Below are 20467 nucleotides of genomic sequence, written 5' to 3' on the forward strand. Positions count from 1 at the left end.
CATGAATCCCTTGAAACATTGAAATATCCATCGGAGAGTTGGTCGATCGGTTAGACGACCTAACTGATTTTTGACGCCAGTTTTTAGCCGCTTCAAAGTTTTCCGAATTTGTCGTTGTCCCAGAGTGTAAACCAATAAGCATAAGCCCATAATGAATCCCAAAGCTTCAATCCGGTGAGGAGATTTAAGAAAAACGCTATCCGTTAAAAATAGCGGGTCTTTCAGAAAGCCAAAACCTCGTTCGACTGACTGTTGCTCTTTGTAGTTCGAGAGCATTGAATCAGCGGTTAATTCTTCTGAGTTTAAAACATTCGTCGCCAAGATAAATCGTCCGGCACTTCGTTTTTTTATCTCGACTGAAGCTTCATCAATTGTGACGTTCGCTTTGACTTGATAGACCCCAGAATTTTCCGTAATTTCTAAATCGGTAATTTGGTGATACTTCGACTTTCTTAAAAGGCGAAATGCTGCTTTTTCGGCATCAGCGGCACAAGCAAATTCTCGAACACTTAACTCTCGGAGTTTCTTTTGGGCGGACTCACCATCTTTCTGGATTTTTCTCTAATTTTTTTAAATCTGATTCTTTCCTTTTTTGACTTTCGACTAATAACCATCTTTGCTCAACATCGGCATAGTTTTGTTGAGATTCTTGAAAACGATAACCCGTAAGTTGACTCGCTTTTAACTCGCTTTCCTCTACCGATTCTACTAAATTCTTCGCTGCTTTTACCGTCACGGGAACTCGACTCAACCATTTAACTTCCTTGGCAATTTGTAGATTTTCCTGGGTGTAAAAAGCACTATCAGCCACCGTTAAACTTTCAAACTGAAATTGTTTTTAAACTCAACCATCGATCGACCAAATTGCTTTGAGTCTGAGTCGTTTCCCGAACCCATCTTCATCCAAAGTGGCACATCGCCATCTCCAGTGCAGATTAAATTCATCAGAAATTGCTTTAAATCCGGGCGATGGTCTCTTGAATATCCGTAAGTAATTTCAATCGTTCCCGATTCCCCGGAGTTAGGGTAGTCTCCATGAACGTGAAACGAACTTGAGTCGAGATGGTTGGAATTTACCGTTAATTCATACTTTTTTACCGTGGCTAAGGCAATGGCCACAAAAATTCGATTGAGTCCAAATCGATAAATTTTATCGAGAACCCTGCCCAGTCGATCGTCATTTAAATACTCGGCTTTAATTCCTTCTCCCAGTAGGTTTTCTACCGCCTTACTTTCAAAGAAATTCTTAAAAATATAAAGAGGGGATGACACTAATCCCATGCCATTTAAAATCATGGCTTTAACGACGAGACCCGCGCTAACTTTTTCCGTCTTTTTTTCTCCGAGTAAGTCGTTGACGATTTCGACAATTCCGATTTCGTCAATGATTCCCGCCACTAACCCCAAGTGGTCTAAATTTTTGACCTCTACCGACATAGTCTCTTCCTTTTTCTGATGGCTACATTTTTTGATGATGACAGAGTCTCTTCCTTTTTCTGATGGCTACATTTTTTGATGATGACAGAAAAGCTTGCCGGAAGTCATTCTGCATATCCTACTATTTTTGTCAAGTCAGTTGGCTCTTGAATGTTATTTTCAAGTCAAGGGGTCAGTTGGCTGAGTCGAAATACCTAATTCCTTTCCGATTCAATTTATACTACTTATACACTACATTTGAAGTGCGGAATGTGGGTTCTAATGCAATCCACTTCACTGTTATCGTTCCACTGGGATTTATGATTTGGCTGATTGGCGGAACGAGCGAAAGTCGATCGATCGCCTTGCAGCTCAGTCAGCAGGGGTGCAGTTGGGTGGCAACGGTGGTGACTCCCTCTGCGGTGCGTCTCTATCAGGGGTTGCCGGGACAGATTCATTTTGGGCGGTTGGATGGGATGGCTGCCACGACTCGAGAAACGGGATTCGATCGCACGGTACTTTACGTGATTAGTCCGGCGTTGGAGGCTCGAACTGAGGCGCGATCGCAGCTTTACAGTCCCGGTCACAGTCACCTTTTTCGCCCCTCTTCACCGAAAAGCTAAGGTCTAAACTGAAGTTGTTCAAATTCCAAACTCTACTGTTTCGTTGCGGGGTAGAATTCGACCGTAATCACGAACAAGTTTTATTGCGTTTTTGGGAGTGTATCTCACTTTTGTAAAAACATGAGTCTGTTGGAGTTTGAATAGCTCGATCGCAAAACCCAACCACAGCCAAATCGATTGCAAAAGCTCATGCCTAATGAATTTACAGTTTAAAATCAAGTTCATGGCTCTTCTGAGTTTAGGATGACAGAAAAACTAATTTCATAAGATTTCAAAAAGTTTTAGCTATCGAATCCTAAATCTTGTGCATAAAACCATACATTTTCGACGCAAATTTTGAAAACCCAAGCTTATTCACAACTCAATTGAACCCGCTATAGACATAGAAACTGAAGCCCTCAAAACTGTTGATGTTTATAGTAGAGAAAACTTAAATTCGTGGATGTTGCCCGTGAACTCATCTCCCATCGTACTCGACCACCGCCAGGCCAATCCAACGGAAGGATTGCTGCCTCGACCAACCGTCTTGTCTAGCATTGGGTGGGAAAGCATTCGTCTGGAGTTGTACCAACAGCCGAAGTTCTCTACGGCAGAGCATCAACATACTCTGCACGCGATCGCCCTCAACCTCCCCAATGCTTCGAGTAACGCGACTGGATATCGCTGGCTCGACGGCAAGCGTCATCAGGAAGCGCGTCCGGTCGGGAGCATTGCCGTCATTCCTGCCGGAGTTTCCCACCGTTGTAGCTGGGATTGCGAAGCAGAGTTCGGGGTGCTGGCGTTAGAACCCGATTTGCTCGAACAGGTTGGACGGGGTTGGGTAAATCCCGATCGCATCGAGCTATTACCGCAATTTATGGATGTGGGTGACGAGTTCGTTCGTAGCCTGTTTCTCATGTTGAAGATGGAAGTCGAATCGAGCGGCTTGGGCAGTTCCTTACTTGTAGATAGCCTGAAAACGAGCCTAGCGATTCACCTGCTGCGCCACTATTGCGCCACTAGTCCCCGACTATCGAGTTTTACAGGTGGACTATCTAAAGTCAGACAAGATCGGGTCAAAGCATACATCGATGCCCATCTCAATCAAAACTTAAAGCTGGTGGATTTAGCCGCGATCGCCCAAGTCAGCCCCGCCTACTTTGCCCGCCTATTTAAGCAAAGTGAAGGTATAACGCCCTATCAGTACATCTTGAAACAGCGGGTAGAGAAGGTACGAGCGTTGTTGAAGCACAGCGAACTGAGTTTGACAGACATTGCGGTCAGTGTCGGCTTTTGCGACCAAAGCCATATGACTCGGTGTTTCAAACGCCGAGTTGGTATGACTCCAACCGAGTTTCGTCAAGGTGAATAGCAAGAATATTCTAAGACTGTGCGGTTTTGTTCTAGCCCGTCGTTCGACCGAATTTCTAGACTGACGACAGGTGTTTCTGGGAAAACAACTATGCCTGTCGAACGTGCTGAAGTAACCGTCACTACTCCAGATGGAAAGATGTCTGCCTTTCTGTGCAAACCCGCAGTCAGCGATCGCCTACCCGCCGTTTTGTTACTCATGGAGGGGTTCGGCCTCACTGGTCATATTCGCGACGTGGCCGTTCGCATCGCTGAAGAGGGATACTTGGTGATGACTCCCAATTTGTACTATCGCGAGGGAAACGACACTGTCTTTGGTTACGATCGAGTTGAAGCGGCCATGGCAACGATGTATCGATTGGATTTCGGTGAGCCGATCGAGCGCGATTTAAAAGCGGCGATCGCATTCCTCAAAGCTCGCCCCGATGTAGACCCCGAGCGCATCGGCGTTACCGGATTTTGTCTCGGAGGTGGACTTACCTTTCTCGCCGCCTGTCGCTTTTCTTCGGATATTACCGCTGCTGCCCCCTTCTACGGCATGGTACTGGATGAGTGGCTCGATGCGGCAAAAGATATTACCGTACCGATGATGTTGTTTTTTGGGGGACGAGATCCTTTTATTGGGCGCGATCGCATCGAGCAAATCGAAACCCGCTTACAGACACTTGGCAAAGCTTACACTTTGAAACTTTACCCCGAAGCCAATCACGGATTCTTTTGCCACGAGCGAGAATCTTATCACCCAGTCGCGGCAACTGATGCTTGGCAGGAACTGACTTGTTTTTTTCGCAGTAATTTGCAAGAATAACTCGTCATGAATTGTAATGTTGACGAGCGCAAATTGAAGGGTTGAATCTCCGATTTTAAAAATAGATGTGACTGTTTTTGAGGTGACGTTCGCTCCGAGATTGTAGAAAAATCAGAAGCATAAATCACAACAAAACCTTGTCCTTATTACAGTATAAAGTTACGGCGAAACTATGATTTGGCTGATTGGCGGAACGAGCGAAAGTCGATCGATCGCCCAGCGGCTCAGTCAGCAGGGGTGTAGTTGGGTGGCAACGGTGGTGACTCCCTCTGCGGTGCGTCTTTATCAGGGGTTGCCGGGACAGGTGCAGGTGGGGGCGTTGGATGCGGAGAGCGTTCGAGGGGCGATCGCCAAGTATGGAATCCGTGCGATCGTCGATGCTTCTCATCCCTTTGCCACCGAGATTTCTCATCTGGCGATGTCAACCGGACTTCCCTATTTGCGTTTCGAGCGTGAAGACTATCCCTTAGAACCACCTGCGGAATCTTTACCCGATTTAGAGGCTCTCTTTCAGCCACAGTACCTCGAAAACCGTCGAGTTTTGCTGACGCTGGGAGTCAAAGCCCTGCCCCGATTTCGACCTTGGCAGCAGCGTTCCCGTCTCTGGGCGCGTATTTTACCCACGGCTGAGGCGCAGGCGCTCCAAGCTGGGTTTTCTAAAGAACAGTTGATTTGCGATCGCCCCGGAACGGATATTGCAGCAGAACGGGCGCTCTGGCAACGGTTACAGGTGGATACAGTCGTCACGAAAGCCAGCGGCGCACCGGGAGGAGTTCCCGTCAAGTTAGCCGTCGCGCGAACTTTGGGCGTTCGGCTCTTAGTCGTCGATCGTCCGTCTCTAGCTTATCTGCAGCAAACCCAGGATTTAGATGAGGTTGTAGCGTTCTGTCTTCAACAGTAGTCTTGAGGGGTTTTGCTGAATCTTGAAACCCTATCATTTTTTGCAACCTCTGGGGCGATTTTGGTCAATCTGCTATATCTGGCTTGCTTGTACTGTAATACTTTTCATATTATGCCACATTTTATTGGGTCTTCGGAGTTTGTAACTGAAACCGTATAATCCAATACAAAAAAATCAAAATTCGAGAGCCAAAACCTTTGAAATCTCGTGAAGTTAGTTTTTCTGTCACCCTAAACTCCGAAGAGCCATTTTATTTTATTTTCTTATATTAGTCGATCTGGCTTGTTCCAGTTTCTTCTTTTTCCAGTCTCTCAAAGACAAAAATAAATCTCTAGGATTAAAAGAAGGGAATTTTCCAGTAGAAATTACCTGTAGAACAAAATTAAATAAATACCATAAAAAAGTAACAATATAAATAGTAGGTTCAAGCCAATCCCACCCTCCTTTTTGGTTGACAATCCAGAAACTAAATAAAAATAGACATACTAGTATAAATCCATATGCTAATGACCAAAATTTAGCAAAATTGTTAGATGTTTTATGTTCGAGATTATTGCGTTCATTCTCCAGCATTTGACAATAAGATTGAAGGCGATTGAATTCACTTTCTGAAACTATAGAACTTTCATTTACAACAATTTTGCTTCTGGTATGAAGTGTTTCTGCCAGACAAGTAAATGCATAAGTTTTTCTATAAATCAAGTTATGAATTAAGTCTTTTTCGTCAAAATTAGGTTCCTTAAATATTTCAAGTGAGTGTATACTGCTAATGTTCTTGAATCTTAGAATAGTATATACATCAACCAAATAACCTTTGGCAAATGCAGTTACATCAAATATATATTCAAATGGATTTGAAGAATATATAAGATTGGATATTTCTCGATCTAAAAATTGATAATCTAAAACTTTAGTTTCAAGAGTAAGACCTTTTAATGCCATATATCTTTGGCGATCGGCGGGTTCCATATCGATATCTAATAGAGTTTGTGGATCGTCAATTTTTTTAGAATATTTCCCTTCACTTAGAGCGTCAAGTAGATCGGATATTTTTTTACTTATATTTTTTAATTTATCAGTTTCAGAAAGCCTTTTACCTCTATCTTCCATTATGCCGATCAAAGTAACATGGTTAAGATCCCTATAATTTGCAGCACAATGAGCAATTACATTAATGTAAGGATCTGGATTTTCAGAAGTTGCAAAAATATACAACTTAGTCGGCATCAAGTTATCTTCAATTTCGAGCCTTTTGCTTGTCATGAGAATACCTCCTTTATCCTTATTCTTAATCTTCATCAAATTGAGCAATGCTTGATTCGCGCTATCACCAACTCCACAGCTCATAGACAAGCCAGTAAAGCTATTAAATATAGATAATATTTTTTCTAAAAAAATATATTCATTTTTCATATAATTATACTTTATTAAAATGTCATCTCCTCCAGAAAATATCAACTCTGCACCACTTGTAGACTCAACAAAAATCTCAATTTTAAAAATTGCCAATTTAATACTTTCGGATAAATGAATTGCTTCTTTAACTCTACCACTATTAAGCAGATTTTTTATGGCATTTCCAATATTGTCTCCATCAAAAAAAGCATACCTAATTACTTTTGATTGAGATTCACTAGATTTGTCAAGGATCTGCATTATTTCTGAACTCGATAGCAAGAACTGAGGGAGAAATGGCAGTCGCGCGAACTGTAACAATTTTTCTAGGGCGTGTCATCAATTAAATTCAGATCTCAGTTAGGGAAAGGCATTCAGCGATTTCAGTCTCAGATCGGATTAAAGCCTGAAATTCAGTATTGGCAAGGATTCCACAGCTAATTTATGACAGTCCTTAGAACAATTGTCAAGAGGAAGCAGAATGGCTCGTTCGGGGTACACACTTCCAGTCTTTGCAGTGGCGGCGGCGAAAGCGGCTCTGACTCATCTGCTCGAACAACCGTTGGTCGTGATGAGGAGTAATGCTATTTGGATTCTTCAATCCTTCCGTGGCAAGGATTTTGGCTGAACAGCATCATTAGAGTGCAGCACTACCCAACCGTTTACTCTAGAAACGGCGACGGAAAAACCCGTTCGCGCACCTTCTCCATCTCAACTCAATTTACAAACAACGATCGCCCTAGCTCCCGTAAAGCCTCGTCCTCCATTCAATTTGTCGAAAATCGTAACTTATAATCATATCACAAACAGCGCCTTACACAACAAAATTCACCCAAAAATCAAGGAACATAATCGTATCCTTGCAAATCGCTGTCTAAAGACCATATAAAAACACGATAGTTCGGTGTTTTCCTCCTCATCTTTTCCCATTCCTTGACAATCGAAAGATCGCCCATCCCCGCACCCCGCATAGCTGAATCAGGAAAACGATTCAGCCACTCTCCCACTTCCTCTAAATTCGGAAGTTGCATAACTTGCCAAGGTGCATCTCCAGCGATCGACTTTTTAACTTGTTCGACAAATAATTTAGCGAATCGGCGTCGGTTCCTACCCTCACTGAGTTGAGCGATATGGTTTCCGGTTTCGTAGACAGCTGCCATCGGTAATAGAAGATTTATCTCTTCCTCAATGAACTGTTCTAACGCTTCCATAACTTGAGTGCGATCGCTATTCATCATCGGAATATTGAGAAGATTACAAAATATCGAGGTATCGACAATTGCAACAGCTCTCATTATTCCGACTCTCCCACTACAGAAAGAGAAGCCAACCACTCCTTCGCTTTCCGTTTCTTTTGTTCCGTTCCAGGATGCTGCTTGACAAAACGTTCCAACAGTCCACGAGTCATCAAATGTCCGACAGAACCCTGAGCAATTAACTCGGGATAGTCTGGAATATCCTGCAACCGAATTAACTGACTCGAACCATTTTCTGGACTTCGATAGCAAAATACAGTTTCGGGAACGGCTTCGTCTGGTAAAGCGTCGAGCAGTGCTGGATTGTGACTGCTAATTAAAACCCGCAAATCTCTTTTTTTGGCGATGTTAGAAATCCGCTCCAACAAATCAGCGGCTCGGCTCGGATGTACGCCGTTATCGATTTCTTCAATCACCACCAGGCTTTGTTCCGGTGCAGAAAGCATCGCCGCAGCAATCGAAAGTACGCGCAAGGTTCCATCTGAAAGTATCGAGGCGTCGTAGGTGGTTGATGTCCCCCCAAAGGTTTCAGTTAACTGTAACATCACTTCGTCGCGAGGGGTTTCGATAAAACTAATGTCTTCAATATCTTGTTCGGGGAGACTTTGAACGAAGTCTAATACAGACCTTTTTAACTCTGGATTTTGACATAAATTATAGATGACGCCGGACAGATTTTCGCCATGTTCTTTGAGGACTTTATCGGCTTTATGACCATAGGCACGCATCGAACTCGGCTCGGGTTCGAGAAAGACAATACTACTTAACCAGCGAACATATTTTTCAGCGACTTTGGGAATAATCTGACGACTTTTAGGGTTTTCTTGACGAAAGCGTATTTCACTGAGAAGCTGTGTAAAAATTGCCATGTGGCTGCTACAAACGATGCTCGGTTTTTTGCCGCCTCTGGCGAAATTGTTATAGGTGACAAATACATCGCTTCCTGCTCCTTGAGGTGCACTGGTAATCTCGTAGAGAGGAACAGTTGAGGTGCGACTGGTGATTTTTTCTTTGGCGACGTGGAGAGCGCCATCTTCTCCGAGACTCAAATCAATTGAAAAATCTTTCCATTCTGAATCTGTGGTTACACAAGAAATGCCAAAGGTTTTTGAGTTTCGATATCCCAGGTTCTCGACGCCGCCTCGGAAGATAGTTTCATCGGGTTTATAAATTCCTCCTAAAAAGCTGAGTCTTTCTCCTTCAGCAATTTTTGCGAGGAGACGCAAGGCTTCAATGACGTTGCTTTTTTCCGAGGCATTCGCACCAATCAAAACGGTGAGCCGTCCGAGTTGTAACTTTCCCGATTGATAACTCTTGAAATTTCTTAATTCGATTTGAGTCAGCATTAAAAATACTCCGATCTATCTTTGCCAATTGAATCTAAATTCACCCAGCCCTTGGATGATTTTGTGAAATGCTTAAACGGGTGCATCTGAAAATTGAAAAATAGATAAAAATGCGATTCTTCTTGTCTCGATCGAGGTAAATGTAAAAAGTTTTCTGGTTGTTTTGGACTTAGGGAAATAAACAGAGTTTATGAAAGTCTGAAAGCGTTGGCGTAGGGGCGAACGGCCGTTCGCCCCTACAATGGTCTTGGTATTATAGACAACCCAATTACACCGCAATTCCAAGAGAACCAGTCTTCTTATCTTGTTAATTTTCGTCTTATTCTGTACAAAATCTGAATAGGGATTGAGGGTTGGCAAGTCACAATTTGCGACAACATCTCTACTCTATTTTAAACCAATTGTCAAGAGGAAAACGAATGGCTCGATCGGGGTACACACTTCCAGTCTTTGCGGTGGCGGCGGCGAAAGCGGCTCTGACTCATCTGCTCGAACAACCGCCGACTCTGGAAACGGCGACGGAAAAACCCGTTCGCGCACCTTCTCCATCTCAACTCAATTTACAAACCACGATCGCTCTCGATCCCGGTGAAGCCACGATCGCCATCCAACAAGTCGCCACCCTCGATCGCACCACCGCTCTCGCCATCTGTCTCAGCGATCCTGGCGACAACCTCGATTTAACCCGCAATACCCCAGTTTGGGCTTGGGTTCAACGGGTCGAACGTAATAATATAGATTCAGAAAACAACCTAATTCTCGAAGCCGGTGAAGGGTTAGGACGCACCGCCACTGGAGAACCCGCATTCTACGCCTACGCTCGTCGGTTGTTCGATCGCAACCTGCGTCCGCTGATTCCCCCTCGACATCAAGTCACAGTCCGGGTTATTTTGCCAGAAGGTCGTCGACTGGCTCAACAAACCTCTAACGCCGCGTTCGGAATTCTCGACGGTTTGGCACTTCTGGGAACTAGCGGGATTTCTCAACCGCACTCGGCGACGGAACAGTTAGAAGACTATCGATCGCACCTTCAAACCGCTATCCAAGACACGCCACATTTAGTATTTTGCATCGGACATAACGGACAGCGCACCGCTCGCCGTCTGGGAATTGACGATCGCCACATCGTCCAAACGGGAAACTGGATGGGAGCCATGCTCGTCGAAGCGGGGTTGCGCGGGGCGGAATCTGTGTTATTGCTGGGCTATCAAGGTAAATTGATTAAACTGGCGGGTGGCATTTTCAACACCTCCAGTCACGTCGCAGATGCCAAACTCCCCATTTTGGCGGCGGCGATCGCTCAGGTGGAGGTCAATTCAACGGAGACTGAGGGCGATCGCCTCTCTCTCATCCAAACCGTTCTCAACGCACCCACCGCCGAAGTCGCCCATCAACAGCTCGTTTCCGCCGGTCTTGCCGAACCTGTCTTTACCCGGTTAGCCCGTCAAGTCAGTACTCGCGCCCGAGCTTACATTCAAAAATATGCCACAGTGGATGTCAAGATGGGAACCGTTCTGTGCGATCGCCAAGGAAACGTTATCGCTCAAGATAGATCGTTAGGGAACAGTGAACAGTGAGCAGTGAACAGTGAGCAGTGAGCAGGGAAGAAATTGTCAATTATAAATAAGCTAGAGCGTTGACGATCGCCGAAGCTACCGCCGAACCTCCTTTTCGTCCCCGTACCTGAATTTGAGGAACCTCCACCGCAGCTAACGCCTGTTTCGCCTCTTCCACCGCCACAAACCCAACCGGAACCCCCACCACGAGAGAGGGTCGAACGTTTCCCAAGTGAATCTGTTCGACTAACGCCAGTAACGCCGTGGGTGCGTTCCCGATGACAAAGATTCCTGTGGGATAATGCTGAGTTAAGGTTAACAGTCCGGCGGCGGTGCGAGTGGTTTCCAGGTTGGGAGTCTCGGCGTCTGGGGCATAATCTAAGGCACAAGGGATCTGACTGTATCCCAAGGCTTTCAGCGTACTCGAAATGCCCATTTGCACCATGCGGACATCGACAATTACCGGATTCTGAGCTTGTAACGCCGCCACTCCCGCCGCGATCGCTCCCGAACTGAACTCGAACAAGTCCAGTAACTCGAAATCAGCCGTGGCGTGGATCGCCCGTCGAATGACAGCGTATTCTTGAGGAGGTCGGGTGTGAGTGCCGATTTCTCGATCGATAATATCAAAGCTTTCGGCGGTGATGGGATGGATTTGCATCGGGTGAATCGGGTCTTATTTCTGGAGAATTTGCTCGAGACTGGTGAGGAGTCGCTCGTTTTCGGCGGGAAGGCGAACGGCGATGCGGAAGTAGCGATCGCCTAATTCTGGGAAACTGAGACAGTCTCGGATGAGAACTTGCTGAGATTTCAGTAAATCCCGTTGAAGTTGGGAACTGGGAACCTCTGTTTCGACTAAAATGAAATTCGCCGCACTGGGACGGGGAGTCAATCCCGGTAACGTCTGCAATCCTTCCATTAAAGCCGTTCGGGTGGGAGAAAGCCAGTCCCAAGTTTGTTGTTGAAACCCGCGATCTTGAAGCGCTGCGATCGCCGCCACTTCTGCCAGTATATTGACGGGCCAGGGATCGCGCCACTGTTGCCAGCGTCGGAGATAATCGGGACGAGCGATCGCATACCCCAACCGCAAACCGGGGAGACTGTAAAATTTGGTGAGCGATCGCAACACGACGAGATTGGGAAAGTCTAAAATCAAATCCAACAGGCTTTGCTGGAGATCGAGCGGTAAAAAGTCCATAAAGGCTTCGTCCACCACCACCAACGCAAACTGTTCGAGATAGGGTAACAGCACCTCGCGAGGGGTGAGGGTTCCCGTGGGATTGTGGGGATTGTTCAGCAGCAGTCCGCAGGATTTCCGTGGCGGCGAACTGGGAAATTCGATCGCTCTTTGCGGTGACGGGGTTTTCAAATCCATCGGTTGCGCGACTACCTTGGCGTTAAAAGCAGCGAGCGATCGATGGTAGTCTGCAAAGGCGGGTGTCACCAAATAAACGGTATCGAGTCGAGCTAGTTCTCGTCCGATCCAAGTCAGTAACTCAGCGGCTCCATTTCCCGGTAAAATCCAGTCAGCGGGTAAGTTGTGAAAATCGCTCAGTGCTGCACGCAGGCGATCGTAACTGGGATCGGGATAGGCGGTGAGGCGATCGAGATGGGTAGAAATCGCCGTCAGCACCGATTGAGGCGGTCCCAAAGGATTGATACTCGCCGAAAAGTCTAAAATGTCCTCCGGCTTGCAATTGGCGTATTGCGCGGCCCAATTGCGGTTTCCGCCGTGGGTGGGACGGGATGCGTTGGCGGGAGTGCGATCGCGATCGGGGAATTTGGAAGAAGCAGTCATGCTTTTAAAAGTATCAGATCCTTAAGTCGTCGCAGTTCCCAAAGTCAGAAGTAACACAACACCGACACTCAGCCAAAGCAAAAAACAGATGCGATCGAGCGTCAAAGCCTCCCGAACCACCTCGGGTGTAATCGGACGCAGCGAATCCCCCATCAGCGGCTTAACTTTAACCACTCCCCGATAAACGTTCTTTCCCCCAACCCGAACTCCCAAACTCGCCGCATACGCGCATTCACTCCAACCGGAGTTGGGACTAGGATCGGCGGCGGCGTCTCGCTGACAGAGTTGTATGACTCTGCGAGGATGTCGAGACAGAAGAGCCAGCGTCAACACCGTGAGACGACAGGGAAGCCAAGTCAATCCATCTTCGAGTTTGGCACTACTCCAACCGAGATGAGTATAAGGTGCTTCTCGATAGCCCACCATCGAGTCTAAGGTACTGGCGGCTTTGTACGCCAGCGCCAGAGACGCACTCCCCAACGGTGTCGCCGCTCCGATTAAACCATAGAATAACGGCCCCATAACTCCATCTACTGCATTCTCAGCGACGGTTTCAAACACTGCGCGAAGAACTTCCGATCGCTCCAAATCCTGAGTATCGCGGCCGACATAACGACTGAGGCGATCGCGAGCCTCGGGTAAATCGCCTTGCATCACCGGGACGAGGACATCTTCCGCCGCATCGCGCAAACTGCGTCCGGCCAAACAGGACGCCAGTAAAATCGCGTCCAAACCGACACCCAACCAAGGATCGATCCGACGCGCGAGGGTGACGAGACCCCATCCCAGCGCACCACTTCCCACAACTAGAATAACCGTCAGCAGAACTCCCGCCAATTTCATGGCGATCGCCGACTCGGTGACTGACTTATTCGCCTTAAACACCCAATCCGTATACCGACGAATCAACCAACCCATCCCCTGTACGGGATGCGGCCAGTTCCAAGGATCGCCGACCCAAAAATCGAGTATCGCCGCCACAACAGGAGCGATCGCCGCATATCCGTCAGTCCACTCAGTCATCTCGCCAGGTCAGATAAGATGAAATGTTTTGAGAACAAGGTCAAGATCGACACCATGAAAGCACTCTCGATTTTAGGAACATCTTCCAACGCTGGCAAAAGTTGGCTCGTCACTGCATTCGGGGCCTGGTTGCGTCGCCAAGGGGTTAACGTCGCGCCTTTCAAAGCGCAAAATATGTCCAATAACTCCTATGTCACCCTAGAAGGCGGCGAAATCGGTCGCGCTCAGGCGGTTCAGGCGGCAGCCTGTGGCGTGCGTCCGATCGCACAGCATAACCCCGTTCTACTCAAGCCTTCGGGAAACGGCACATCTCAACTCGTGTTACTCGGAGAACCCCAACAGCATCTGCAAGCGAAAGACTACTATCAACATATCGATCGCATTTGGCAGGTGGTGGCGCAAACCCTCGACGATTGGCGCGATCGCTGCGATGTCTTGTTACTCGAAGGTGCGGGAAGTCCCGTTGAGTTAAATTTAATGCACCGGGACATCGTGAATCTGCGTCCGATTCAATATCTCAACGGACGTTGGCTGCTGGTGGGAGACATCGAACGCGGGGGCGTTTTTGCTCAAATCGTCGGAACTCACACCCTCATCCCCGACGCCGCCAAACCTCTGGGATTGGGATTTATCGTCAATAAATTTCGCGGCGATCTCAGTTTATTTGAAACGGCGGGTCAATATTTCGATCGCCATTTACCTAACTTTCCCTACCTCGGCACGTTGCCCTACCGTCAAACCCTGCAACCGGAAAGTGAAGACAGTTTGTGTCGAGAAGCGGAAGAATCCGGCAGCGGCGCGAAATTTGCTTGGATTCGCTTTCCTCACCTGTCGAATTCTCAAGATAGCCAACCCTGGCAGCTCGATCGCGGCATTCGCACCTGTTGGGTAACGACCCCAGACACCCTCGCCGACGCTCGAGCCATTATTCTGCCAGGTAGTAAAAATACAATTCAAGATCTGAATTGGTTGCGAGAAACAGGCTTAGCCGACGCAATTCACAGCGCAGCGAAGCGAGGCGTTCCTATCGTGGGAATTTGCGGCGGCTATCAGATTTTAGGGCGAAAACTCTCCGATTTAGACGGATATGCGGGAATAGCGGGTGATGTAAAAGGGTTAGATTTGTTACCCATTGCCACGCAATTCGCCCCTCGTAAAGAAGTCCGTCAAGTCAGAGCGATCGCCGATAATGAAACCTGGCAAGCCTACGAGATTCACATGGGACAAACCCAACAACTCGCCTCAAATCCCAACGTTGCAGTCGAACCCCTTCTCAACATCGAAGTGGGAGGAAACAAGCGATCGGAAGGTCTCCAATCTCGCAGCGACGCCAACTCAGGACAGGTGTGGGGAACCTATCTCCACGGTTTGTTTGAATCGACCGCGATGCGTCAAAGGTTAGCACGACTGGCGCGGGTTGAGAAGTACGAACCGGGGGCGATTCCCTGGCCAGTTCACCAAGCCTCCCTGTACGATCGCATGGCGGATGTTCTCGAGGAGTATTGTGACTTAGACCCGATTCGCGCTTGGATCGGACTGAGCTAAAGTGTGGTAGCATTTTGAGAATTATGGCTCTGATGGAGGTCAGCCATCAGACGTAAGGGGGAAAGATCGGTGAAAATCCGGCACTGTCCCGCAGCTGTGAAGGAGTCAAACCGCTGTTACGGCGTTTCTCCCAGTCAGAACGCCCGCCATAATGTGGGGAGCGATCGAGTTCCAAAATTGACGATAGACAACGGACAATTTATCAAAAGTTGACAATCAAAAAAAACTGCAATTTCTTCACAAAAAAGCAGTTTCAAAAAAACAAAAATTGTCAATCATAAACTGTCCATTAACAACTTATCTGCGAGGTACAGATAACGCGATTATGCATAAAATTCCCGTTACGATTATTACTGGGTTTCTCGGTTCTGGGAAAACCACCCTGATTCGGCATTTACTCCGCAACAATGAGGGACGACGAATCGCCGTCCTCGTCAACGAATTTGGCGAAGTAGGCATTGATGGCGATTTGCTAAAAACTTGTCAAATTTGCGACGACGTTACTGAGGAAAACGTCAGCAATTCAGACGCAAACAAAACAGAAAATTCCGAACTGAATTCCACCATTTTAGAACTCACCAACGGCTGTTTGTGCTGCACAGTGCAAGAAGAATTTTTGCCCACGATGCAAGAACTCCTCAAACGCCGCGATCGCATCGATAGTATCGTCATTGAAACGTCGGGATTGGCATTGCCAAAACCCCTGGTTCAAGCCTTTCGCTGGCCCGAAATTCGCACCGGAGCCACCGTCGATGGCGTCATTACCGTTGTAGACGGCGCAGCCCTCGCAGAAGGGCAATTAGTCGGAGATATCGACGCGCTCAATTCCCAGCGACAAGCCGACCCCAATTTAGACCACGAAACCCCCATCGAAGAGTTGTTTGAAGACCAACTCGCCTGTGCCGATTTAGTATTACTCAGTAAATCCGATTGTATCTCCGAAGAAAACTTACCCAAAGTTCAAACTTGGCTGCGGGAAAACTTGCCCGATCGCGTCAAAGTCGTGTCGTGCGATCGCGGACAAATGAGTATTGACGTACTCCTCGGATTTAACGCGGCGGTAGAAGACAATTTAGACAGTCGCCCCAGCCATCACGACCATGAAGAAGAACACGAACACGACGACAACATCAACGCCGTACAAATTAAAGCAGCGCAAGAATTTGCACCCAAGGCTCTAATCTCACAATTACAGGAATTACTGGAAACCCAAGAAATTTATCGAATTAAGGGATTTGTCGCCGTTCCCGGTAAAGCCATGCGTTTGGTATTACAAGGAGTCGGTCGTCGTTTCGATTACTTCTACGATCGCCCCTGGAATCCCGACGAACCCCGCGAAACTCAACTGGTGTTCATCGGCGAGAATCTCGATCGATCGGCGATCGAAACAGCCCTTCTGTCTCCAACTTTAGTGTAATCGAAGCCCTTAAAGGCAACAGGGAATCGAGCAGGTGTTAGGTGGAGCTTCTGACCCCTCGGGAGATCGAGAAAACGAACAGGAAACTTACCCAAACCCCTAACTCTCGACCGTTCCCCGTTCCCCGTTCCCCGTTCCCTCAATCGTTTCACCATGCACCGCATCGCCGCCACACCGGGGGGATGGAGTCCAGACACCGAAGGGGTGATTATTCTGGAACAAACCCCCGCACCCCTCATCGTTCTCACCGCCGCCGACACAGAAATCCAAACCCTGGCGTCCAGCCTGTCTCTGTTACCCCCAGACTTTCCAGAGTTTCGAGTAGCGAACCTGCTGCAACTCCAGCAGGAACTGAGTATCGATTGCTATGTCGATTCCGTCTTACAGCACGCGAAAGTCGTCGTCGTGCGGCTGTTGGGAGGGCGCAGTTACTGGAGTTACGGGATCGATCGCCTGCAAGAAATCGCCGAATTTCAAGGTGTTACCCTAATCGTATTACCTGGGGACGATCGCCCCGATCCCACCCTGATGAGTCTCAGTACCGTTCCCTTGTCCGTCGCCGATCGCCTCTGGCATTATTTTGTTGAAGGAGGAGCGGAAAACCTGAGTTACGGCCTGCAATATCTGGCTCGAACCTGTCTCGACAAACCTTACAATCCGCCGTTTCCGAAACCGATTCCCCAATGGGGAGACTATCCGCGCAAGTTTCCAAACTCCGAGAATCGACCCACTGTCGCCATCCTCTTTTACCGCGCCCACTTCCTTTCCGGCAACACCCGCGTCATCGATGCCCTCTGCGACGCCTTAGAATCCCGCAATCTCGCGCCTCGTCCCCTGTTCGTTCCCTCCCTGCGCGATACCGAGATTCAAAAACAGCTTTTAGCGTATTTCGAGAAACAGTCGATCGATCTTCTCCTCAACACCACCGGATTCTCCCTCGCCAAACTGAACGCAGACTCGCCGCAAGTGGACTTTTGGCAACGGTTAGACGTTCCCATCCTACAAGCGATCCTCAGCGGTGGAAGCGAAGCACAATGGCGGGAACAGTGGCGGGGACTTGCGCCGCGAGATATTGCGATGAACGTGGCGTTACCGGAAGTTGACGGACGCATTATCACTCGTGCAGTGTCCTTCAAAGCCGAACAAATCCAACATCCGCAACTGGAAACGACGGTGATGGCTTACGAACCCAAAAGCGATCGCGTGGCGTTTGTCGCCGAACTCGCCGCGAACTGGGTCAAACTGCGGCGATCGCATCCCCAAGATCGCAAAATCGCCCTCATCCTCGCCAACTACCCCAATAAAGACGGTCGCCTCGCCAACGGTGTCGGATTGGATACCCCCGCCAGTTGTCTGGCAATTTTACAGGCGTTACAGGCGGCGGGATATACCCTAACTCTCGATCCCCCATCCAACGCGGAAGCCTTACCCGCAACCCCTGCCGAACTGATGGACTGGCTCACGCAGGGCATCACCAACGATCCGGAAGGACAAGACTTGCGCCCAGTTTATCAAACTCTTTCGGGAAAGGATTATCAAGCGTATTTTCAGCAGCTTCCGACTTCCGTACAACAAGGGATTCGCGATCGCTGGGGAGACGTCGATCCTGACACAGACATTCCCATTTCTGGGGTGCAAGTGGGTAACATCTTTGTCGGGATTCAGCCATCGCGGGGTTACGATCGCGATCCGTCTTTGAACTACCACGCCCCAGATTTAGAACCCACTCACGATTATTTAGCTTTCTATACCTGGTTGCGTCACCACTGGGAAGCGCAGGCGATCGTCCACGTGGGGAAACACGGAAATTTAGAATGGTTGCCCGGTAAAAGTTTAGCCCTCTCCGATCGCTGTTATCCCGAAGTGGCACTCGGGCCGATGCCCCATTTTTACCCCTTTATTGTCAACGATCCGGGGGAAGGGGCGCAGGCGAAACGTCGCGCACAAGCCACGATTCTCGATCACCTGACGCCACCGTTAACGCGGGCCGAACTGTACGGGGCGTTGCATCAGTTAGAAGCCCTCATCGATGAATATTACGACGCCCAAACCCTCGATCCGAAGCGATTGCCCGTGATTCGCGATCGCATCTGTGCCATTGTCGCCCAGGAAAACCTGAATCGAGACCTCAGTTTGCTGCCGGGATTATCTCCGATTTTGCCTCAACTCGAGATTTCATCGAGCGATCGCCTTCTCAATCGATCGAACGATAGCAATGTCTTCAGTGAATTTATCACACAGACGGACGGCTATCTCTGTGAACTCAAAGAAGCCCAAATTCGCGACGGTTTGCATATTTTGGGGCAATGTCCCCAAGGGCAACAATTGCGCGATACGATCGCCGCGATCGCACGCCAACCGAGTGCGGGACGTCAGGGGTTAACGCGGGCGATCGCCGAAGATTGGGGCTGGAATTTCGACCCTCTCACCGCAGATTTAGGGGAAGCGATCGCAAACTTGGAGATTCCCGAAACGGCGACACCGAAGTTACCCAAACGTCAATTACATACCGTTGGCGATGCAGTTGAAGTATTGGAACATCAAGCGGCATACTGGATCGATCGCTTAATCCAAGCAGAACAGACGGGGGAAACTGGGGGCGATCGTACCCATTCCCCAAAAATCGGTTTCCACGCCGCCACCGAACTCACCTGGATTCAACAGTGGCTTTTACCGAGACTCAACCAAACCACCCAGGAAATTACACATTTACTCCACGGCTTAGACGGCGGTTACGTCCCCAGCGGGGCTTCCGGCGCACCGACACGGGGACGCACTGACGTACTCCCAACCGGGCGCAATTTCTACAGTGTGGACATTCGCCGACTTCCCACCGAAAGCGCCTGGGACGTAGGGCGCAAAGCCGCCGAAACCCTCATCGAGCGCTACACTCAAGAAGAAGGCGAGTATCCCAAAACCCTAGGACTGTCCATGTGGGGAACCGCCACCATGCGAACCGGCGGCGACGACATGGCGCAAGCCTTAGCACTGTTGGGAGTGCGCCCCCTGTGGGACGGAGTGGGGCGTCGGGTGTTAGATTTCGAGATTTTACCCCTTTCCGTTTTGAAACGTCCCCGCGTCGATGTCACCCTGCGGATTTCGGGTTTTTTTCGAGATGCCTTCCCCAACCTCATCGATTTGTTCAATGCAGCAGTGGACGCCGTAGCCGCCTTAGACGAACCCCCCGATATGAATCCCCTCGCCGATCTCGTTCGGGAGGATACGCGACATTGGCAAGAGACGGGATTTACGACAGAAGACGCAGAAACCCGCGCCCGTTACCGCGTTTTTGGCTCGAAACCCGGTGCGTATGGGGCGGGACTCCAGGGGTTAATCGAGGCGCAAAATTGGGCGAGCGATCGCGATTTAGCCCAAGCTTATATTAATTGGAGTTGCTACGCTTACGGGCGATCGTCTGCTGGGAACTCTTCAACCGGAAAACTGCGATCGACCTCCGTTCCCGACGTATTTCAACAACGACTCGAACAACTGCAAATCGTCTTACACAATCAAGATAACCGAGAACACGACCTACTCGACTCTGACGATTATTACCAGTTTCAGGGTGGTTTAGTCGCCGCCGTTCGCGCCACCCAGGGAAAAAATCCCAAAGCCTATTTTGGGGATAATTCTCGTCCGCAACAGCCGCGAATTCGCGCGTTAGAAGAAGAAATTAGCCGCGTTTACCGTTCCCGCGTTATCAACCCAAAATGGATTGCTGGGGTAATGCGTCACGGCTACAAAGGCGCGTTTGAAATGGCGGCGACAGTAGATTACCTGTTTGCTTACGACGCGACAACTCACAGCGTCGCCGATTTTATGTATGCTGGCGTTGCCCAAGCCTATATCTTAGACGATGAGGTTCGAGAATTTATCCAAACGCATAATCCTTGGGCGTTGCGGGATATGTCAGAACGCCTGTTAGAAGCGCACCAACGGGGACTGTGGCAGCAGGTTTCCCCCAATATGTTAGAACAGCTTAGGGCGATCGTTTTAGATGCAGAAGCAGATATTGAAGGAAAAATCTAAGGAA

18 protein-coding genes and 1 riboswitch are annotated in these 20467 nt (G+C 48.6%); of the genes, 9 read left to right on the forward strand and 9 right to left on the reverse strand.

Going from position 1 to position 20467, the window contains the following annotated elements; genetic code table 11:
- The 3 genes from GEI7105_RS37620 to GEI7105_RS31450 all read right to left on the reverse strand — a co-directional run.
- A partial coding sequence (locus GEI7105_RS37620; protein ID WP_144053953.1) for an IS1634 family transposase occupies positions 1–555 on the reverse strand: 555 nt, incomplete at its 3' end.
- Positions 539–811, reverse strand: coding sequence for a hypothetical protein (locus tag GEI7105_RS31445; RefSeq protein ID WP_017662068.1), 273 nt, complete (start codon positions 809–811; stop codon positions 539–541). The genes GEI7105_RS37620 and GEI7105_RS31445, both read right to left, overlap by 17 nt.
- 2 nt (positions 812–813) lie before the next feature.
- Positions 814–1437, reverse strand: a complete 624-nt coding sequence (locus tag GEI7105_RS31450; protein ID WP_017662069.1) for an IS1634 family transposase — start codon at positions 1435–1437, stop codon at positions 814–816.
- A 251-nt stretch (positions 1438–1688) separates the two neighbouring features.
- Here GEI7105_RS31450 and GEI7105_RS40040 point away from each other — a divergent pair, with 251 nt between their 5' ends.
- The 4 genes from GEI7105_RS40040 (at position 1689) to GEI7105_RS0119300 (ending at position 5098) form a co-directional block, all read left to right on the forward strand.
- A complete protein-coding gene (locus GEI7105_RS40040) occupies positions 1689–2039 on the forward strand; it encodes a precorrin-6A/cobalt-precorrin-6A reductase (RefSeq protein ID WP_245555435.1) in 351 nt (116 codons plus the stop codon).
- Between the two features lie 442 nt (positions 2040–2481).
- Positions 2482–3390, forward strand: a complete 909-nt coding sequence (locus tag GEI7105_RS0119290) for a helix-turn-helix transcriptional regulator (RefSeq protein ID WP_017662071.1) — start codon at positions 2482–2484, stop codon at positions 3388–3390.
- 90 nt (positions 3391–3480) lie between these two features.
- Positions 3481–4197, forward strand: a complete 717-nt coding sequence (locus GEI7105_RS0119295) for a dienelactone hydrolase family protein (RefSeq protein ID WP_026097789.1) — start codon at positions 3481–3483, stop codon at positions 4195–4197.
- 172 nt (positions 4198–4369) lie between these two features.
- Entirely contained in the window at positions 4370–5098 is a 729-nt protein-coding gene (locus tag GEI7105_RS0119300; RefSeq protein ID WP_017662073.1) for a cobalt-precorrin-6A reductase, read from the forward strand.
- Positions 5099–5353: 255 nt separating this feature from the next.
- Here GEI7105_RS0119300 and GEI7105_RS0119305 read toward each other — a convergent pair whose 3' ends face one another.
- Positions 5354–6754, reverse strand: a complete 1401-nt coding sequence (locus GEI7105_RS0119305) for a mCpol domain-containing protein (protein ID WP_017662074.1) — start codon at positions 6752–6754, stop codon at positions 5354–5356.
- Between the two features lie 220 nt (positions 6755–6974).
- Between GEI7105_RS0119305 and GEI7105_RS38645 the strand changes: the two genes are divergently transcribed.
- Complete coding sequence (locus GEI7105_RS38645) at positions 6975–7121, forward strand: cobalt-precorrin-5B (C(1))-methyltransferase (RefSeq protein ID WP_017662075.1); 147 nt, start codon at positions 6975–6977, stop codon at positions 7119–7121.
- A gap of 211 nt (positions 7122–7332) precedes the next feature.
- Here GEI7105_RS38645 and GEI7105_RS0119315 read toward each other — a convergent pair whose 3' ends face one another.
- Positions 7333–7788, reverse strand: a complete 456-nt coding sequence (locus GEI7105_RS0119315) for a hypothetical protein (RefSeq protein ID WP_026097790.1) — start codon at positions 7786–7788, stop codon at positions 7333–7335.
- Positions 7788–9095 (reverse strand): AAA family ATPase, encoded by a 1308-nt coding sequence (locus GEI7105_RS0119320; RefSeq protein ID WP_017662077.1) that lies wholly within the window; start codon positions 9093–9095, stop codon positions 7788–7790. The genes GEI7105_RS0119315 and GEI7105_RS0119320 overlap by 1 nt, the downstream gene beginning before the upstream one ends.
- A 419-nt stretch (positions 9096–9514) precedes the next feature.
- Between GEI7105_RS0119320 and cbiD the strand changes: the two genes are divergently transcribed.
- The gene (gene cbiD / locus GEI7105_RS0119325; protein WP_026097791.1) at positions 9515–10672 is read left to right on the forward strand and encodes a cobalt-precorrin-5B (C(1))-methyltransferase CbiD; all 1158 of its coding nucleotides are present in this window, start codon (positions 9515–9517) and stop codon (positions 10670–10672) included.
- Between the two features lie 40 nt (positions 10673–10712).
- Here cbiD and GEI7105_RS0119330 read toward each other — a convergent pair whose 3' ends face one another.
- Genes GEI7105_RS0119330 through cbiB form a run of 3 tightly spaced genes read right to left on the reverse strand, consistent with a single transcriptional unit; the run spans position 10713 to position 13472 of the window.
- A complete protein-coding gene (locus tag GEI7105_RS0119330; protein ID WP_017662079.1) occupies positions 10713–11312 on the reverse strand; it encodes a precorrin-8X methylmutase in 600 nt (199 codons plus the stop codon).
- Positions 11313–11327: 15 nt separating this feature from the next.
- Complete coding sequence (cobD, locus tag GEI7105_RS31455) at positions 11328–12449, reverse strand: threonine-phosphate decarboxylase CobD (protein ID WP_017662080.1); 1122 nt, start codon at positions 12447–12449, stop codon at positions 11328–11330.
- 21 nt (positions 12450–12470) lie between these two features.
- Positions 12471–13472 (reverse strand): adenosylcobinamide-phosphate synthase CbiB, encoded by a 1002-nt coding sequence (gene cbiB, locus GEI7105_RS0119340; protein WP_051044162.1) that lies wholly within the window; start codon positions 13470–13472, stop codon positions 12471–12473.
- A 54-nt stretch (positions 13473–13526) separates the two neighbouring features.
- Between cbiB and GEI7105_RS0119345 the strand changes: the two genes are divergently transcribed.
- From GEI7105_RS0119345 to cobN, 3 genes are all read left to right on the forward strand, one after another.
- The gene (locus tag GEI7105_RS0119345; RefSeq protein ID WP_017662082.1) at positions 13527–15017 is read left to right on the forward strand and encodes a cobyric acid synthase; all 1491 of its coding nucleotides are present in this window, start codon (positions 13527–13529) and stop codon (positions 15015–15017) included.
- 7 nt (positions 15018–15024) lie between these two features.
- Positions 15025–15182, forward strand: a riboswitch (cobalamin riboswitch).
- 160 nt (positions 15183–15342) lie between these two features.
- Positions 15343–16434: a cobalamin biosynthesis protein CobW gene (gene cobW / locus GEI7105_RS0119350; protein ID WP_017662083.1), complete on the forward strand. Its 1092-nt coding sequence runs from the start codon at positions 15343–15345 to the stop codon at positions 16432–16434.
- A gap of 153 nt (positions 16435–16587) precedes the next feature.
- A complete protein-coding gene (gene cobN / locus GEI7105_RS0119355; protein ID WP_017662084.1) occupies positions 16588–20463 on the forward strand; it encodes a cobaltochelatase subunit CobN in 3876 nt (1291 codons plus the stop codon).
- Positions 20464–20467 lie beyond the last annotated feature (4 nt).

The organism is Baaleninema simplex PCC 7105 (assembly GCF_000332355.1).
GTDB lineage: Bacteria > Cyanobacteriota > Cyanobacteriia > Cyanobacteriales > Geitlerinemataceae > Baaleninema > Baaleninema simplex.

What these genes read in the sequence shown, in the direction of transcription:
- GEI7105_RS31450 (WP_017662069.1), bottom strand. Translation starts at nt 1,437, where the DNA reads ATGTCGGTAGAGGTCAAAAATTTAGACCACTTGGGGTTAGTGGCGGGA.
- GEI7105_RS0119290 (WP_017662071.1), top strand. Translation starts at nt 2,482, where the DNA reads ATGTTGCCCGTGAACTCATCTCCCATCGTACTCGACCACCGCCAGGCC.
- GEI7105_RS0119295 (WP_026097789.1), top strand. Translation starts at nt 3,481, where the DNA reads ATGCCTGTCGAACGTGCTGAAGTAACCGTCACTACTCCAGATGGAAAG.
- GEI7105_RS0119300 (WP_017662073.1), top strand. Translation starts at nt 4,370, where the DNA reads ATGATTTGGCTGATTGGCGGAACGAGCGAAAGTCGATCGATCGCCCAG.
- GEI7105_RS0119305 (WP_017662074.1), bottom strand. Translation starts at nt 6,754, where the DNA reads ATGCAGATCCTTGACAAATCTAGTGAATCTCAATCAAAAGTAATTAGG.
- GEI7105_RS38645 (WP_017662075.1), top strand. Translation starts at nt 6,975, where the DNA reads ATGGCTCGTTCGGGGTACACACTTCCAGTCTTTGCAGTGGCGGCGGCG.
- GEI7105_RS0119315 (WP_026097790.1), bottom strand. Translation starts at nt 7,788, where the DNA reads ATGAGAGCTGTTGCAATTGTCGATACCTCGATATTTTGTAATCTTCTC.
- GEI7105_RS0119320 (WP_017662077.1), bottom strand. Translation starts at nt 9,095, where the DNA reads ATGCTGACTCAAATCGAATTAAGAAATTTCAAGAGTTATCAATCGGGA.
- cbiD (WP_026097791.1), top strand. Translation starts at nt 9,515, where the DNA reads ATGGCTCGATCGGGGTACACACTTCCAGTCTTTGCGGTGGCGGCGGCG.
- GEI7105_RS0119330 (WP_017662079.1), bottom strand. Translation starts at nt 11,312, where the DNA reads ATGCAAATCCATCCCATCACCGCCGAAAGCTTTGATATTATCGATCGA.
- cobD (WP_017662080.1), bottom strand. Translation starts at nt 12,449, where the DNA reads ATGACTGCTTCTTCCAAATTCCCCGATCGCGATCGCACTCCCGCCAAC.
- cbiB (WP_051044162.1), bottom strand. Translation starts at nt 13,472, where the DNA reads ATGACTGAGTGGACTGACGGATATGCGGCGATCGCTCCTGTTGTGGCG.
- GEI7105_RS0119345 (WP_017662082.1), top strand. Translation starts at nt 13,527, where the DNA reads ATGAAAGCACTCTCGATTTTAGGAACATCTTCCAACGCTGGCAAAAGT.
- cobW (WP_017662083.1), top strand. Translation starts at nt 15,343, where the DNA reads ATGCATAAAATTCCCGTTACGATTATTACTGGGTTTCTCGGTTCTGGG.
- cobN (WP_017662084.1), top strand. Translation starts at nt 16,588, where the DNA reads ATGCACCGCATCGCCGCCACACCGGGGGGATGGAGTCCAGACACCGAA.